The sequence below is a fragment of the Cupriavidus sp. GW822-FHT02D05 genome, assembly GCF_058802485.1.
This window is the reverse complement of the sequence record NZ_JBXAOE010000057.1, coordinates 1-14,436: the sequence shown is the minus strand read 5'-3', so window position 1 is coordinate 14,436 and position 14,436 is coordinate 1. Positions and strand designations below refer to the sequence as shown.

The window sequence follows — 14,436 nt, the reverse complement described above, 5'->3', positions numbered from 1 at the left end:
ACAGGAAGTTTCCGAGTACTGTATGTTTATACAGTACCACGGATGCGCGCAAGGGTGAAGCGGTGGGGACGCCGAGCGATGGAAATTGATCATGGTTAGCGGCGCCGTGCCGCATCGGTGGCATGAGAATATGCTGCCATCGCAATGCCTTCCCGCCATGATGACGATCGCTCGCCTGCTCTGCTTCCCGCTGATTGCCTTGCTCGCCGTCAGCGCAAGCGCTGCCGCTCCCGACGAAGAATCCCTGGGCAGGGCCGAGGGCTATCCACCGGCTCGCAGCCTGAAGCAAGCCTACACGGAGCCCTATCTCGTCGGTTCGTTCAGCGCGATGGACAGCTTCAATCCGGCCTGTGCGCTCGCTCCGGCAGACGATCCGCTTGCGCTGAAGAAGGCCGCCATCGAGACGCCGTTCAGTTACCGCTTTCGTGGCCGCCAGCTGACACTGGACGACTACATGCAGCGACAGCGTGCCACTGGACTTCTGGTCGTGAAGGACGGCGAGATTGTCGCGGAACGCTACAACTACATGCGCAGCGCCGACATGCGGATGCTCTCCAACTCGATGGCCAAGACGATTACCGCGCTGGCGATCGTCAAGGCGCAGGAAGAGGGCTTCATCCGCTCGCTGGATGACACCGCCGAGACCTATGCGCCCCAACTCAAGGACACGCTGTACGGACAGACCCGAATCGTGAATCTGATGCGCATGTCCTCGGGCGCACGGTTTATCGAGGACTACTCGGAGCACGACGATCGGGCCAGGTTCAACGATGCCGTGCGCCGGGTTGGGGTTGCTCAGGCCGCCCGGCTGATCACGGCGCGCAGCGATCCCGAAGGGCAGCGCTTCAACTATGCCGGGGCCCAGACCCAGATCCTGGGGCTGGTGTTGCGCGGCGCCACGCGCCGCACGCTCTGTGACTACGTCGATGAGAAGCTATGGAAGCCGATCGGCGCCCAGGCGCAGGCGACCTGGCTGGTGAACCCGGCCGACCAGGACGTGTTCGCGCAAGGCGCCTTCAACGCCACGCTGCACGACTACGCCCGCCTGGGCTTGATGATGGCAACCGATGGGCTGGTGAGGGGCACTGCCGTGGTATCACGTGACCACCTGCTCGCGATGACGGACGCAACACGGCAACCCGAAGCATTTCGGCCAGGGCACATGCAGTACCACGGCAGCACCTACTACGGTTATGGCCTGCAGACCTGGATCCTGCCCGGCAGTCACCGCCGCTTTGCCCTTCTGGGTGTCTACGGGCAGGCCATCTTCGTAGATCCCGCATTGAACCTGGTGGTGGTGCATACCGCGGTCGGCAAGGATGCCGCGGGCGACGCGAGCGACGCGAGCGGCGCCCACCTTGGCGCGGAACGCGATGCGCTGCTGCGTGGCATCGTATCGGCCTATGGCGACTGGTAGAAACGTGGATTGCCCCGGGTGTGCGCCTTGGGTCGACCGTTGTCACGGACCCGGTCAATGCAGCAGGGCATCTTCAAAAGCCATCTGCTCCGCCACATCAAACAGCGCCCCAAGGCTCGCCGTCCCCGCGGCCGCCATCCCGTCATCGCTGCCCGCCCCCCGCACGGCATCCAGGCTGCGCCGCATCCCGGCTACCGCCGCGCCCGGCAACAACGTGGTCAGGCTGACCCGGCGAACCCCCAGTTCGCGCAGCCGCTCCAGCGAAACATTCGCGGCCGACGGGCTTGGCGCCAGCCCGGTCCCGGCGCTCAGCGTCACCGGGATATCCAGCGCGCGCACCAGCCGGGCGATATCGTCCTCGGTGCGCGGCGCAATGGGCAGCAGCATATCGGCGCCCGCCGCCTGATACGCCCTTGCCCGGAGGATGACCTGCTCGGTGGTTTCGCAGGCAAATGCGTCCGTGCGGGCAATGATCATGAAGTTGCTGTCGCGCCTGGCGCGCTGCGCGGCGTCGATCTTGGCGAGCATCTCGCCAAGCGGCACCACGTCCTTGGCCGCCGCCGAGCCCCAGCGCCTTGGCACCACCTGGTCCTCGATGTTCAGGCCGGCCGCGCCGGCTTCCTCGAACAGTTGCACGGCGTAGTGGACACCGCGCGGGTTGCCATAGCCGGCGTCCGCATCGGCGGTGATGGGAATGGATGAGGCGCGGGTCAGCCGCCGGCAGTGCTCCACGCATTCCGTCAGCGTGAGCAGGCCGATGTCCGGCACGCCCAGCAGGCTGTACGACAGCATGGCGCCGCTGATGCAGGCGCTCTGGTAACCCGCCTGCTCCACCAGCCGCAGGCTGAAGATATCGTGGACGGCAGGCGCCACGACGAACGATTCCCGTTGCAGCAGCGTGCGCAGGGATGCGGTCTTTTGAACCGGGGCAATACGTGGCATGGACTTAGGATCGCGAGGATGGGTGGGAAATCATGGGGATGGTCACTCCTTGGGCATGCCGTCGGCCAGCTTGCGCATCATGGGCTTGCGCGCGGCGATTTCCCGGGCCCAGTCGTCTCCCGGCAGGTAGGCCAGCACCGGCGCATCGTTGCCGGCCTTCTTCAGGTACTCCGGATCCTTGAGGGTCGCCCGGATGGCCGCGCGCAGCTTCTCCACGATGGCTGGCGGCACGCCCGCGGGCACCGCGATCCCCCGCTCGGCCGGCATCACGTCGTCAAAGCCTTGCTCCCGGGCCGTGGGCACGTCGGGCAGCGAAGCGGCTCGCGTCTCCCCCATCTGCGCGATAATCTTCAGCGGCACGGCCTCCTTGCCCGCATCCTGCAGCTCGCCCGTGGTGACCGCCGCAAAATCGATATGCCCGCCAAACAAAGCCGTCTTGGATTGCGCCGTCCCGTTATAGGGGATGTCGGTGACCTTGACGCCCGCCACGTTCTGCAATTGCAGTAGCGCCAGGTGCCCGTTCGTCCCGACCCCGTTGTGACCGAAAGACAGCGACGCCGGCTTCTTCTTCAACGCCGCCACCACATCCTTCAGGTTGTTGTACGGGCTATCCTTGCGCGTCACCAGGATGGTCGGGTCGCTCAGCACCCGGGCGACCAGCCGCAGCGCGGCCGGATCGAAGCTGGTCTTCCGGTACAGCGGCGAGAACGCCATGGCCGGCAGGTTGACCACGCCAACGGTGTAGCCGTCCGGCGCCGCGCGCATCAGGCTGAGGCTGGAGATCTCGCCGGCGGCGCCGGGCTTGTTCTGCACCACCAGGCTGGCGTTTGCGCCAAGGTAGCGCTGGATGAACGGCGCCATCGTGCGCGCCATGGTATCGGTGCCGCCGCCGGCGGCAAACCCGACATAGACCTGGATGGGATGATCGCTGGGCCATTCCGCCCTGGCCGGCGTCGCCGCCAGGCCCGTTGCGAACAGAAGCAACGCGCCCAGCGTGTGGATTGCGTGATGCGCCTTGCATGCCTTGAGCCCGTGCCGCATGATCTTTCCCTCTCCCAGCCGATATTGACAATGGCCAGACGATACGTACCTCCCGCGCGGGAAGAAAGCGACAAATCCTCACGTCCCCCGGTGAGATTTTGGAATGACCGCACGCGAGCCGGGCATCAAACGCACTGCCGGGCCAAGGCATCGCCATGACACTCAAGCAGCTGGAAGCGTTCTACTGGGCCGCAAAACTCGGCAGTTTTTCTGTCGCCGCCGCGCGGCTGCATGTCACGCAGTCGTCGCTGTCAAAGCGCATCGCCGAGCTGGAAGACGATCTGGGAAAAGCCTTGTTCGACCGTACCGGGCAACGCTCGGTGATCACCGACGCGGGCGAGCGCCTGCTTGAGCATGCCGCCCAGATCCTCGACATCGAAAGCCGCATCCGCGCGGACCTGGACATGGCACGCGCGCTGCGCGGGAGCTGCCGCTTCGGCATCAGCGAGCTGGTGGCGTCCACCTGGTTTCCGAGCCTGGTCGCGCGGGTGCGCGAACTGCACCCGAACCTGGTGCTGGAGCCACAGGTGGACCTGACGCTCAACCTGGAGCGCAAGCTGGAGCGCGGCGAGCTGGACTTCGCGATCATTCCAGGCCCCTGCACCTCGCCCAACCTGTCGCAGGAGAAGGTCGGCGAGCTGGCGTACAAGTGGATGGCGGCGCCACAGCGGCTGGCTGGCGGCACCGTCCTCACGCCCCGGCACTTCACCGAGCATCCGGTGATCATGCTCAGCGCGGAAGCGGGCCTGACGCAGGCCTTCGAGAAATGGGCGGCGGAGCAGAAGCTGGAGATTCCCAGGGCGCTGGTTTGCAACAGCCTGTCGGCCCTGATTGCCATGGTGATGGCGGGCGTGGGGATCAGCTTGTTCCCGCAGTCCTATGTGGAGCCGTTTGTGCGCGCCGGCAAGCTGGCGGCGCTGACGAGCACGCCGGCGCCGCACAACCTGTCCTACTATTTCCAGTGGCGCACGGGGGACACGCGTGCCGTGGTCCGGTCGCTGAAGGCGATCACGATGGACGAGGCGGATTTCTCCGTGAGCTCGCCGTTATGGCCGGAAGCTGGGAAAGCGAGAAAGCAAGGGCCGGGCGCACGGCAAAAGTAGCGCGATCGCTGGCGACAGGGGCGCGCCAGCCAAGCGCGCGCGCCCCGCCCCCGCCTCAGTCCAGCGGCCGTCCGGGCCGGAACCCGTCCCGCAGTTCCCGCTTGAGCACCTTCCCGATCGCACTGCGCGGCAGCACATCCACCAGTTCCAGCACGGCAAGCCGCTGCGTCTTGCCAACCTGCTCGTTGGTCCAGGCCATCAAGGCATCATCAGACACCGTGGCACCATCGCGCCGAACCACAAAGGCCACCGGCGTTTCGCCCCATCGCTGCGAGGGCACGCCAACCACCGCGCAATCCAGCACGTCCGGATGCTGCTGCAGGATCCCTTCGAGATCGCTGGGATAGATGTTGAATCCGCCGCTGATGATCATGTCCTTCTTGCGGTCCATCAGCGTGAGGAAGCCGTCTTCGTCGAAGCGGCCAACGTCGCCGGTGCGGATAAAGAGCTTGCCGGTGGCGTCGCGCCATTCGGCCGCGGTCGTCTTCTCCGGTTGCTTGTGGTAGCCGGCCATGATGGCGTTGGAATGGCCGACGACTTCGCCGATCTCGCCCACGGGCACTTCATTGCCGTCGTCGTCGATCAGGCGGATGTCATGGCCTTCCATGGGCTTGCCCACGGTGTGGAGCTTGCTGGGGAACTCGTGCGCGGCCAGCACGCAGCTGCCGCCGCCTTCGGTCATGCCGTAGTACTCCACCAGGCCGCCGGGCCAGCGCTTGAGGATTTCTGCCTTCAGCGCGGCGGAAAGCGGCGCGCTGGTGGAGAACTTCATCCGGTACGACGACAGGTCGTAGTCACCGAAGTCCGCGCGCGCCATCAGGCGCTGGTATTGCACCGGCACCAGCATGCTGTGCGTGACGCGGTGCTGCGCGGCCAGTTGCAGATAGCGCTGCGCGTCGAACTTGGGCATCAGCACGGCGGTGCCGCCGAGCGCCAGCGTGGGGATGAAGCTCACCAGCGTGGTGTTGGAGTACAGCGGCGTGGAGATCAGCGTGACGGCGTCGGGGCCGTAGCCGCCGGATTCCTGGACACGGCGGATCTGGTTCCAGCGCAGGGCGTGGGCGTGCACGATGCCCTTGGGCGTGCCGGTCGTGCCCGAGGAATAGATGATGTTGAACACCTGTTGCGGCGCGATGGCATGCGCTTGCGGGCGGCTGCCGTGCGGGGCCAGCCAGGCTTCGAACGCGAGGCCGGCGGGGGCGTCGGCCAGCCCGATAAGGCGGGCCTGGATACGATCCTTCACCGGCGCGATCTCGCGCAGGACATCCGCGTCGACAAAGAACACCCGGGCGTCGGAGTCTTCGACCATGCCGGCCAGGCTTGCCGGCGTGGAGGACGGGGCGAGCGGCACCAGGGCAACGCCGGCGCGCAGGCCGCCGATCAGGATGGCGGCGTACTCGATGGACGCTGCCGCGCAGATGGCGAGCGAGGCGCCCGGCTGCAGGCCGTCGCGTTGCAAGGCGGCGGCGACGCGGTCGGCCAGCGCGTCGAATTCGGCGTAGGTCAGCGAGCCGCGGCTGTCGACGACCGCGACATGCCCGGGCCGCTCTGCGGCGTGCAGGCGGACGCAGTCCGCGAGGTTGCCAATCGGCTGCGTCAGAAGTTCTGTGATGCCCATAGGAAAGTCCTGTCTCCATTTGGCGTCGCGATCAACAGGTCCGGGGGACCGCCTTCGCGCGCGAATCTATCGTCTTGAACGTCCGGGGCAGCGGCGTTCATCCCGTGGGCCTGTCGGTATTGCCGCAGGCCGGGGTAGATTTTCGCATGGACACGGCAAGGCTGCCCCACACCGGTGGGACAGCCCGCACTAACAGGTAACCACGAGGTAACCACGAGGTAACTACGAAGCAACTACGAGGCAACTACGCAGGCAACTACGCAGGCAACTACGCAGGCAACTACGCAGGCAACTACGCAGGCAACTACGCAGGTCATTTCAGCCTGCAACCTGGCTCAAAGCGGCCCGCCTTCCCCGATCCAGTAGGGGTTGCGGCCATAGTACTCATGCAGCGTGGTGCCCCATTGAGGATCCGCCATGGCCGGCCAGCTGTCCTTGTCGAAACCCGGGGCATCCTTGATGCGTTGCGCGGTCACGCCGATGCGGAAGCACTTTTCGTCGGTGTCCAGGGTCAGCGCGCCCCAGGGAATGGCGTGCAGCGTGTCGCCCATGCCGAGGAAGCCTCCGCTGGTAAGCACCGCGTACGCAATGCGGCCACCGCGCACGTCGAGCATGATTTCGGAGATCTTGCCGACATGTTCGCCGTCCGAGGAATAGACCTTGTTGCCGTCGAGCGTCGATGCGCCCATGACATCGGGGCCCGGGCCATCGCCCACACCGCGGCCGACAATGGCCGCGCCCCTGCTGCCGGCAGGCATGCCGGGATTGAGTTGTCCCATGTTCGTCTCCTGAAAAAGGGTGGTGCCAGAGAGCGCGCAACGAACGTGCCAAGCCGTTGGGGCAGGCGGCGTCGCGGCGTGGGCTTTGGCATCACGGGAAGAATTACAAAAGCCGGTAACTTTCTTTCCGTTCCGACCCGTGCTGACCGGTGCTGACCCGCGCTGTTGCCGCAACGAGCGTCCGTTGCCGCATGGCACGAAAACTGCGCCTGGACCCTGCCCCCAAACACACTTCAGGAGAACCCACATGGAAACCATTGGCAATGGACAATCGTCGGCGCAGGACGAAGCCTCGCGTATCGCCGGCAAGGTTGGCACGGCAACCTCGAACGTGCTGGATGCCACCAAATCCGCCGGCCGGCAGATCGGCGCTGTCGCGCGGGACGAAGCTTCCGGCCTCAAGCGGGAGCTGGACGAGTTGATCGCCCGCCTGCCTTCCCTGTCAGCCGCCGCAATGGAAGAGGCCAAACAGGACTTCCTGCACAAGATGGCCACGACCAAGGAGGCGGCCAAGGGCATCTCGGACAACGTGCGCCAGCAGATCACGCAGCGCGCGGAGGACACCGCGGCTTATGTCAAGGCGCAGCCGCTGCGGTCCATGGGCATGGCGGTTGGCGTAGGCATCATCCTGGGCCTGCTGATGTCCCGCAGTGCTGGCCGGGATCGAGACTGAAGCGCACCAAGGCGGACACAGGCGCGCACCGGCTTCCTGGCGAGGCCGGGCAGCCCTGTGCTGCCGCCGCGCCTGCGTTTGTAAGCCAATTGCTGACGCCGGATTCCTCGTCCGCCGATGCGCATTTACCGTCTTTCCGACTTCGCCGCGCCCCGCTCCCACCTAGCATGGAATCAAGGGCCCAGCCCCGAAAGCAGCTAACGGCGAACGGCGAATGGCTAACGGAACCGGGAGAGCGGAAATGCAATCAGACACCACCAACCTGCATGCGATCGTGGCCAAATGGATTGGCCCTGCCGAGGGCCGTCCGGTGCGCGTTGCGCGCTTCGGCAGGATGTGTACCGGCCGGGTGCCTTATGTCGGCGTGAAACGCGAGGCCGACATGCTGTTCTTCTTCCGCCACGGCGACGGCTCGTGGTGCGTATTCCCGCCGGTTAACCAGGGGACGGCGGCGCGCAGCGCCTAACCGCCTCCGGTTCCCCGCCTTACGTGACGCTCTATGTCACGCTTTATGCCATTCACGCAGACGGCTCATAGTCCACCTGGTGCCGTGCAATGCGCAAATCACCCAGCTCCTCCTTCACCCGCAGGTGCTCCGGGTGGGTGGCGTATCCCTCCAGCGCCGTCTGCGATTCGAACTCGGAATACAGGACCACGTCGCAGGCGTAGTTGACCTTGCTCGAGTCCACGCCGACTTCCAGATGGCGCATTCCGGGGATCCGGCCGCGAAGCCCTTCGAACGCAAGCTTGAGCCGCGCCACGGCGTCTTGCTTGTCGACTTCGGTTTCTCCGCGCAGGTTCCACATCACGATGTGTTTGACGATGGACACGATTTCTCCCTTTGCCGATCCTGGCGGATCTTGGCTGATTTTCCTGATGTTCTTGATGACCTTGAAGTTCTTGACGCCAACGTCAGGCCGGCGGGAAACCGGCCTTCTGCGGCCACAAGTTGCTAAAACCATGCACGGTCGACTGCCCATAGACGCCGGCCTGCGTGAAGGGCTCGCCGGCCAGCCACGCCTTGGCCTCGGCGAGCGACGGAAAATCGATCACCAGCAGGCTGCCGGCCATGGTGGTGCCGTCCTCGGCCAGCAGCGGGCCCGCAAAGGCGATGCTGTCGGCCTTGGCGCCGAGATAGACCTTGTGCTCCGGGCGCACGCGGGTGCGCAGTTCACCGGTGCCGGGCTTGTCGAGAAGATGGAATACGAACAGCATGAGGCCTACCTCCGGGACGGCGCCGGCGCTGCCGGTACCGGGTTGAGAATGAAATCGAAATCCAGCGTGTAAAAAGGCGTGGCCGATGGCGTGCCATCCGGGGCGGTGCCGGCTTCGTGCCGCACCCAGTCCCCGATGAGTGAGCTGCGCACGCCGAAGACCGCGTCGGAATCCAGGTATTCGCCGCCCTCGCGGAACACATGGGTGATGAGCGTCTCAAACCCCGGCGCCGAGATCATGAAGTGCAGGTGCGCGGGACGCCACGGATGGCGGCCCATGGCATCGAGCATGCGGCCCACCGGGCCGTCGTGCGGAATCGGGTAGCACTCGGCGACGATCGACTTGAAGTGAAAACCGCCGCTCTCGTCGGCTGTCAGCGTGCCGCGGCCCTGGTGGCCATCGAGCCCCGCCTGCTGCACATCGTAGAAGCCTTCCGAATCCGCCTGCCAGACTTCCAGCCGCGCGTTCGGCACCACCTCGCCCGTCACGCTCTTGACCTTGCCGCTGACGTAGCACGGCTCGCCGGTCATGCCGTTGGCTACGTCGGCGCCCAGTTCGTACTCTGGCGCGTCGTGCACGTAGAACGGCCCGAACACGGTGGCCTCGGTGCAGCCGCGCGGCTTCTTGTGGTTCTGCGCGGTGACCAGCGTGGACAGGCCAAGCGTGTCGGACAGCAGGATGAACTCCTGCCGGCTGCCGGTGCAGGTGTGGCCGACTTCGGTCAGGAACTTGATGCCTTCGGCCCATTCGGCCTCGGTGAGATGCACCTCACGGGCAAAGGCGTGGAGATGCTGGACCAGGCTGGTCATGATCTCCTTCATCCGCCCGTTGGGCATGTCGGCATGCCGCGCCAGCACGGCCTGCGTGATGGTCTCTTCGTCTAGGTTGCGCATGATGCGTGGTCTCTTGTGGTCTCTTGTGGTCGTTCTTACGGACGGTCTTGCGGACATCGGGATCAAGCCTTGGTGGCATCTTCCCAACGCGGGCAGACACGCTTGCTCACCGGGATGTCGATCGACTGGTAGTTGGTCTTGTCCACCACCGTGGCCGGCAGCACGATGCTCTGCGTGACCGGCATGCCGCGCAGCTTGCGGATGGCGGCGGTCATGCCCAGGCAACCCTGGGCAAATCCATTGTAGTCACCCGTGGCAAGCATGGTGCCGGCCTTGATCGCGTCGATGGCCTCCTGCGTGCCGTTGATGCCGGACACCAGCGCCTTGCGGTTGGCGCCCTGCAGCGCCTCGATGGCGCCGATGGCCATGGCGTCGTTGGCAGCAAAGATGCCGTCGATCTGCGGGTACGACTGCATCAGGTTCTCCATCACCTGCAGGGCCTGCAGGCGTTGGTAGTTGGCCGGCTGCGAGGCTACCAGCTTGATGCCGGGGAAGGCCTTGAGCGCGTCGTGCATGCCTTTGACGCGGTCGATATTGGTCAACGAGCCCTTGATGCCTTCCAGCAGCACCACATTGCCCTTGCCGCCCATGGCCTTGAACAGGTGCGTGGCGGTCTTCAGCCCCAGGTCGTAGTCGCTGGCGCCGACGAAGGAGACAAAGTTGCCCACGTCGCTCTTGTCGGTCACGTTGACTACCGGGATGTTGGCCGCGTTGATCTTCTTCACGCCCGGCCCCATGGCCTTGTAGTCCACCGGGACGAAGACGATGGCGTCGGCCTTCTTGACGATCACGTCCTCGATCTGGCTCATCTGCTCCGGGATGCTGTCCGGCTTGGTGGGGATGTAGTGGGTGACGCGCGCGTTCATGCTCTTGGCCGCGGCGTCCGCGCCCTGGCGCACGACCTGGAAGAACGGGTTGGTCTGGTTCTTGGTGAACACCGCGATGCGCTCGCCGTCCGCGTGGGCCGGCGCGGCCAGGATGCCGAGGGCCAGCAAGCCGGCCAGTTGCTTCAGGTTACGTACGTTCATGTTGTCTCCTTTGTCTTTAATGAAAAGCTGCCACCTCAATTGACGGCCTTGTTTGACGGCCTTGTTTGACGACCCTGATTGGCGACGTCGAGCTAAGACTTCACGCCCAGCCGCTTGCGCGACAGCGTATCCAGGAATACCGCCAGCACCACGATCACGCCCGTCACCAGCGGCTGCCAGTTGGCGCTGACGGTGAGCAGGTTCATGCCGTTGAGCACCAGCGTGAGGATGATGGCGCCGACCAGCGTGCCGGAGACCCGGCCCACCCCGCCGAACAGCGAGGTGCCGCCGATCAGCACCGCGGCGATGGCGGGCAGCGTCAGCGCCTCGCCAATGTCGCCTTCGGCCGAGTTGAGCCGCGCCAGGAACACCAGGCTGGCGATGCCGGCCATGGCGCCGCTCACCAGGTACACCAGCACCAGCCGCCGCTTGACCGGCACGCCGGAGAGCCTGGCCGCGACGGGATTGGCGCCGATGGCGTAGATCTCCTGGCCATAGGTGGTCTTCTGCGACATGGCGGTGCCCGCCACCAGGAACGCCAGCATCAGGTAAACCGGGATGGGCACGCCCCACAGGTAGCCGCTGCCGATCGCCCGAAACGCTGGTGGAAAGCCGTGGATGGTCTCGCCCGCCATGAACCAGTAGGTGACGCCGTGCAGCACCCACAACATGCCGTAGGTGGCAATGAATGGCGGGATGCGCAGCATGGCCACCAGCAGGCCGTTGGCCAGCCCGATCAGCGCGCCGGTGCCCAGCCCCGCGCCCACGCCGAGCATGGTGGAGCCGGTGGCCTTCATCACGGTGGCCGCCACGCAGGCCGACATGGCCACGTTGGCGCCCACCGACAAGTCCAGCCCGCCGGTCAGGATCACCAGCGTCACGCCCGACGCCAGCAGGAACAGCAGGCTGGCCTGGCGCAGCACGTTGAGGATGTTGCCCAGCGTCAGGAACGCGTCCGACGCCACCGCCAGCAGCAGGCACAGCAGGCCCAGCGCGAACAGCCGGTAGGCAAACGAGCGGGCATCCGCCGAGAGTGGCGGGAACAGAGTCGCCGTGTTCATGCTTTCCCCTTGAACGATTCGATCAGCAGCACCACCAGCACCAGCAGCCCGATGGCCGCCACCTGCACCGACGACTGCACGCCCACCAGGTTGAGCCCGTTGCGCAGCACGCCCACCGCCAGCACCCCCAGCACCGTGCCGGGCAGCCAGCCGTTGCCGCGGTCGAAGGTGGTGCCGCCCACCGCCACCGCGGCGATGGCATCGAACTCCAGCCCGATGGCCGCCGTGGGGTGCCCGGCATTCATGCGCGCCGTGAGCAGCAGCGCGGCCACGCCGGCCATCAGCCCGCCCAGCGCATAGACGGCGATCAGATAGACATTGATGCGCACGCCGGAAAACTTGAGCGCCTCCCGGTTGCCACCCAGCGCGAACACATAGGCGCCAAAGCGGGTGTGGTAGAGCAGCCAGTGGAACAGGCCGTAGAACACCACCGCGATCCAGATCGGGAGCGGCACGCCCAGCAGTTGCCCGGCGTAGATCAGCGGAATCGCCTCGCCGATGCCGGTCACGCTCTGGCCATCGGTGGCTACCAGCGCCAGCCCCTGCGCGGCGCCCAGCGTGCCGAGCGTGGCCACGAACGGCGGGATCTCCAGCCACGACACCAGCGCGCCGTTGAGCAGCCCGAACGCCAGCCCGGTAAGCAGCGCCGCGCCCAAGGCCAGGGGCAGCGATTCCGTGGCCACCATCACCATCGCCAGCACCACGCCGCATAGCGTCAGCACGGCGCCCATCGACAGGTCCAGCCCTTCGGTCATGATGATCAGCGTCATCGGCAAGGCGATCAGCAGCAAGATCGTGGATTGCGCGCCGATGTTCAGCAGGTTCTCCACGCTCAGGAAGCCCGAGCCCGTCGCGCTGAAGCCCAGCGAAAGCAGCAGCAGCACCCAGACCGATCCGGGCACCTTGCCGATGGACAGGCCGAGCGGCCGCGGTAGTGCGTTGGTATCAAGCATCGTTCATCCCCAGTTGCAGAATGCGTTCTTCGGTCATCTCGGCGTGAGCGACTTCGCCGGCGATGCGCCCGCCGCGCATGACATAGGTGCGGTCGCAGACATTGATGATCTCCGGCAGTTCGGAGCTGATCAGCAGCACGCCGGCGCCCTGCTTCACCAGGCTGTCGATCAGGGCAAAGATCTCGGCCTTGGCGCCGACGTCGATGCCGCGCGTGGGCTCGTCGAAGATAAACAGCTTCGCTTCGGCGACCAGCCATTTGCCGATCACGATCTTTTGCTGGTTGCCGCCGGAGAGGAACTGCGCCAGCTGGTTGCCGTCGGGCGTGGCAATGCGCAGCCGCGCGATCTCGCGCTCGGCCAGCGCCTCGGCCTTGTCTGCGCGATACCAGCGCGCGGGAAACGCGCGCCGCAAGCCGGCCAGCAGCAGGTTGTCGCGCACCGTGCGGATCAGCGCCAGCCCCTCCGATTTTCGGCTTTCCGGAATCAGCGCGGCACCCAGCTCACGGGCGCGGTCCGGGCCGCCGGCCAGACGCTTGCCAAAGATGCGGATTTCGCCCTGCTGGATCGGGTCCGCGCCAAACACGGCGCGCGCCACCTCGCTGCGGCCCGAGCCCACCAGCCCGGCCAGGCCCACGATCTCGCCGGCGCGCACCTGCAGGTTGATATCCGCGATGCCACTGTCCGCGCTGACGTTGCGCACGTCCAGCGCCACTTCGCCCAGTTGCGCGCTGCGCTCGCGGCTGTAGCTCATGTCGACCTTGCGCCCGACCATGCGCGCCACCAGCTCGTCCGGGGTGGCGTCGCCGGGCAGGCAGGCGCCTACCTTGCGGCCGTCGCGCAGGATGGTGATACGGTCGCCCAGCGCAAAGACCTCCGCCATGCGGTGCGAGATATAGATCATCGACACGCCATCGGCCTTGAGCCGCGCGATCACGGCGAACAGCTTCTCGGTCTCGCGGTCGGACAGCGCCGCGGTGGGCTCGTCCAGCACCAGGATGCGCGCGTTCTGCGACAGCGCCTTGGCGATCTCCACCATCTGCTGCTGGGCCACGCCCAGCGCATGCACCGGCGTGCGGGTGCTCACCTCCATGCCCAGGATATCGAGGATGCGGCGCGCTTCGGCGTGCATCCTGGCGGCGTCGACGGAGCCGGGAATACGCCCGCGCGGCTCGCGGCCCAGGAAAATGTTCTGCGCGATGTCCAGGTAAGGCACCAGCGAGAACTCCTGGAAGATCACCGCGATGCCGAGGCGCATGGTATCGGCCGGGCTGGTGATCGCCACCGGGCTGCCGTCGTGATAGAACTCGCCGGCATCGGCCACGTAGACGCCGCACAGCACCTTCATCAGCGACGACTTGCCGGCGCCGTTCTCGCCCAGCAGCATATGCACCTCGCCGGGGTAGATGGCGAACGACACATCGTCCAGCGCCTTCACGCCGGGGAAGTTCTTGCAGATGCCGCGCATCTCGAACAGCGGCGTGATTTCGGTGATTGCGTTCATGATGCGGGCCTGAAGATCTTGCCGGCGCCGATGCCGATGCCGTGCGGGGCGAGTTGTCGATGCATGTGGTCTCCTTCTTATCGTTGGTATCGTTGGTATTGTTGGTGGCTTCCTGGCGCTGGCGGCACGTTGATGACGGCAAAGGCAACTGCAGTTTCACCACCCCTGCGGGGCGGCGACCTACTTTCTTGTCTTGCCAAGAAAGTAGGCAA

15 protein-coding genes are annotated in these 14,436 nt (G+C 65.9%); 4 read left to right on the top strand and 11 right to left on the bottom strand.

Annotated features, from left to right (window positions below; genetic code table 11):
• Window positions 1-157 precede the first annotated feature (157 nt).
• Window positions 158-1,417, top strand: coding sequence for a serine hydrolase domain-containing protein (locus AC1RQK_RS39470; protein WP_492815003.1), 1,260 nt, complete (start codon window positions 158-160; stop codon window positions 1,415-1,417).
• A 54-nt stretch (window positions 1,418-1,471) separates the two neighbouring features.
• Here the strand turns inward: AC1RQK_RS39470 and AC1RQK_RS39465 are convergent, their stop codons facing one another.
• Window positions 1,472-2,359, bottom strand: a complete 888-nt coding sequence (locus AC1RQK_RS39465; protein ID WP_492815001.1) for an isocitrate lyase/PEP mutase family protein — start codon at window positions 2,357-2,359, stop codon at window positions 1,472-1,474.
• 42 nt (window positions 2,360-2,401) lie between these two features.
• Window positions 2,402-3,400: a tripartite tricarboxylate transporter substrate binding protein gene (locus tag AC1RQK_RS39460; protein WP_492372855.1), complete on the bottom strand. Its 999-nt coding sequence runs from the start codon at window positions 3,398-3,400 to the stop codon at window positions 2,402-2,404.
• 155 nt (window positions 3,401-3,555) lie between these two features.
• On the opposite strand from AC1RQK_RS39460, the gene AC1RQK_RS39455 reads away from it, so the two are divergent.
• Window positions 3,556-4,503 carry a LysR family transcriptional regulator gene (locus tag AC1RQK_RS39455; RefSeq protein WP_492814999.1) on the top strand — a complete coding sequence of 316 codons (948 nt, stop codon included), beginning with the start codon at window positions 3,556-3,558 and terminating at the stop codon, window positions 4,501-4,503.
• Window positions 4,504-4,558: 55 nt separating this feature from the next.
• On the opposite strand, the gene AC1RQK_RS39450 is transcribed toward AC1RQK_RS39455, so the two are convergent.
• Together AC1RQK_RS39450 and AC1RQK_RS39445 are read right to left on the bottom strand one after the other, a co-directional pair.
• Entirely contained in the window at window positions 4,559-6,121 is a 1,563-nt protein-coding gene (locus AC1RQK_RS39450; protein ID WP_492814997.1) for a class I adenylate-forming enzyme family protein, read from the bottom strand.
• A gap of 335 nt (window positions 6,122-6,456) precedes the next feature.
• A complete protein-coding gene (locus tag AC1RQK_RS39445; protein WP_416050540.1) occupies window positions 6,457-6,900 on the bottom strand; it encodes a PRC-barrel domain-containing protein in 444 nt (147 codons plus the stop codon).
• A gap of 247 nt (window positions 6,901-7,147) precedes the next feature.
• Here AC1RQK_RS39445 and AC1RQK_RS39440 point away from each other — a divergent pair, with 247 nt between their 5' ends.
• Together AC1RQK_RS39440 and AC1RQK_RS39435 are read left to right on the top strand one after the other, a co-directional pair.
• Window positions 7,148-7,573 carry an ElaB/YgaM/YqjD family protein gene (locus AC1RQK_RS39440; protein WP_492372858.1) on the top strand — a complete coding sequence of 142 codons (426 nt, stop codon included), beginning with the start codon at window positions 7,148-7,150 and terminating at the stop codon, window positions 7,571-7,573.
• 241 nt (window positions 7,574-7,814) lie between these two features.
• A complete protein-coding gene (locus AC1RQK_RS39435; protein ID WP_492814994.1) occupies window positions 7,815-8,039 on the top strand; it encodes a hypothetical protein in 225 nt (74 codons plus the stop codon).
• Between the two features lie 52 nt (window positions 8,040-8,091).
• Here the strand turns inward: AC1RQK_RS39435 and AC1RQK_RS39430 are convergent, their stop codons facing one another.
• The 7 genes from AC1RQK_RS39430 to AC1RQK_RS39400 form a co-directional block, all read right to left on the bottom strand.
• Window positions 8,092-8,403 (bottom strand): Dabb family protein, encoded by a 312-nt coding sequence (locus AC1RQK_RS39430; protein ID WP_144410011.1) that lies wholly within the window; start codon window positions 8,401-8,403, stop codon window positions 8,092-8,094.
• An 82-nt stretch (window positions 8,404-8,485) separates the two neighbouring features.
• Window positions 8,486-8,788 carry a YciI family protein gene (locus AC1RQK_RS39425; RefSeq protein WP_492372860.1) on the bottom strand — a complete coding sequence of 101 codons (303 nt, stop codon included), beginning with the start codon at window positions 8,786-8,788 and terminating at the stop codon, window positions 8,486-8,488.
• Window positions 8,789-8,793: 5 nt separating this feature from the next.
• Window positions 8,794-9,681, bottom strand: a complete 888-nt coding sequence (locus AC1RQK_RS39420; RefSeq protein WP_492814991.1) for an intradiol ring-cleavage dioxygenase — start codon at window positions 9,679-9,681, stop codon at window positions 8,794-8,796.
• A 62-nt stretch (window positions 9,682-9,743) separates the two neighbouring features.
• Window positions 9,744-10,709, bottom strand: coding sequence for a sugar ABC transporter substrate-binding protein (locus AC1RQK_RS39415; RefSeq protein WP_492814989.1), 966 nt, complete (start codon window positions 10,707-10,709; stop codon window positions 9,744-9,746).
• Window positions 10,710-10,801: 92 nt separating this feature from the next.
• Window positions 10,802-11,770 (bottom strand): ABC transporter permease, encoded by a 969-nt coding sequence (locus tag AC1RQK_RS39410; RefSeq protein ID WP_492372863.1) that lies wholly within the window; start codon window positions 11,768-11,770, stop codon window positions 10,802-10,804.
• A complete protein-coding gene (locus AC1RQK_RS39405) occupies window positions 11,767-12,723 on the bottom strand; it encodes an ABC transporter permease (protein ID WP_492814987.1) in 957 nt (318 codons plus the stop codon). The genes AC1RQK_RS39410 and AC1RQK_RS39405 overlap by 4 nt, the downstream gene beginning before the upstream one ends.
• Window positions 12,716-14,224: a sugar ABC transporter ATP-binding protein gene (locus tag AC1RQK_RS39400; protein WP_492814986.1), complete on the bottom strand. Its 1,509-nt coding sequence runs from the start codon at window positions 14,222-14,224 to the stop codon at window positions 12,716-12,718. Before AC1RQK_RS39400 ends, AC1RQK_RS39405 begins: the two co-directional genes overlap by 8 nt.
• Window positions 14,225-14,436 lie beyond the last annotated feature (212 nt).

Excerpts from the sequence above, each read along its gene's own strand:
- AC1RQK_RS39470 (WP_492815003.1), top strand. The coding sequence starts at position 158 with ATGATGACGATCGCTCGCCTGCTCTGCTTCCCGCTGATTGCCTTGCTC.
- AC1RQK_RS39465 (WP_492815001.1), bottom strand. The coding sequence starts at position 2,359 with ATGCCACGTATTGCCCCGGTTCAAAAGACCGCATCCCTGCGCACGCTG.
- AC1RQK_RS39460 (WP_492372855.1), bottom strand. The coding sequence starts at position 3,400 with ATGCGGCACGGGCTCAAGGCATGCAAGGCGCATCACGCAATCCACACG.
- AC1RQK_RS39455 (WP_492814999.1), top strand. The coding sequence starts at position 3,556 with ATGACACTCAAGCAGCTGGAAGCGTTCTACTGGGCCGCAAAACTCGGC.
- AC1RQK_RS39450 (WP_492814997.1), bottom strand. The coding sequence starts at position 6,121 with ATGGGCATCACAGAACTTCTGACGCAGCCGATTGGCAACCTCGCGGAC.
- AC1RQK_RS39445 (WP_416050540.1), bottom strand. The coding sequence starts at position 6,900 with ATGGGACAACTCAATCCCGGCATGCCTGCCGGCAGCAGGGGCGCGGCC.
- AC1RQK_RS39440 (WP_492372858.1), top strand. The coding sequence starts at position 7,148 with ATGGAAACCATTGGCAATGGACAATCGTCGGCGCAGGACGAAGCCTCG.
- AC1RQK_RS39435 (WP_492814994.1), top strand. The coding sequence starts at position 7,815 with ATGCAATCAGACACCACCAACCTGCATGCGATCGTGGCCAAATGGATT.
- AC1RQK_RS39425 (WP_492372860.1), bottom strand. The coding sequence starts at position 8,788 with ATGCTGTTCGTATTCCATCTTCTCGACAAGCCCGGCACCGGTGAACTG.
- AC1RQK_RS39420 (WP_492814991.1), bottom strand. The coding sequence starts at position 9,681 with ATGCGCAACCTAGACGAAGAGACCATCACGCAGGCCGTGCTGGCGCGG.
- AC1RQK_RS39415 (WP_492814989.1), bottom strand. The coding sequence starts at position 10,709 with ATGAACGTACGTAACCTGAAGCAACTGGCCGGCTTGCTGGCCCTCGGC.
- AC1RQK_RS39410 (WP_492372863.1), bottom strand. The coding sequence starts at position 11,770 with ATGAACACGGCGACTCTGTTCCCGCCACTCTCGGCGGATGCCCGCTCG.
- AC1RQK_RS39405 (WP_492814987.1), bottom strand. The coding sequence starts at position 12,723 with ATGCTTGATACCAACGCACTACCGCGGCCGCTCGGCCTGTCCATCGGC.
- AC1RQK_RS39400 (WP_492814986.1), bottom strand. The coding sequence starts at position 14,224 with ATGAACGCAATCACCGAAATCACGCCGCTGTTCGAGATGCGCGGCATC.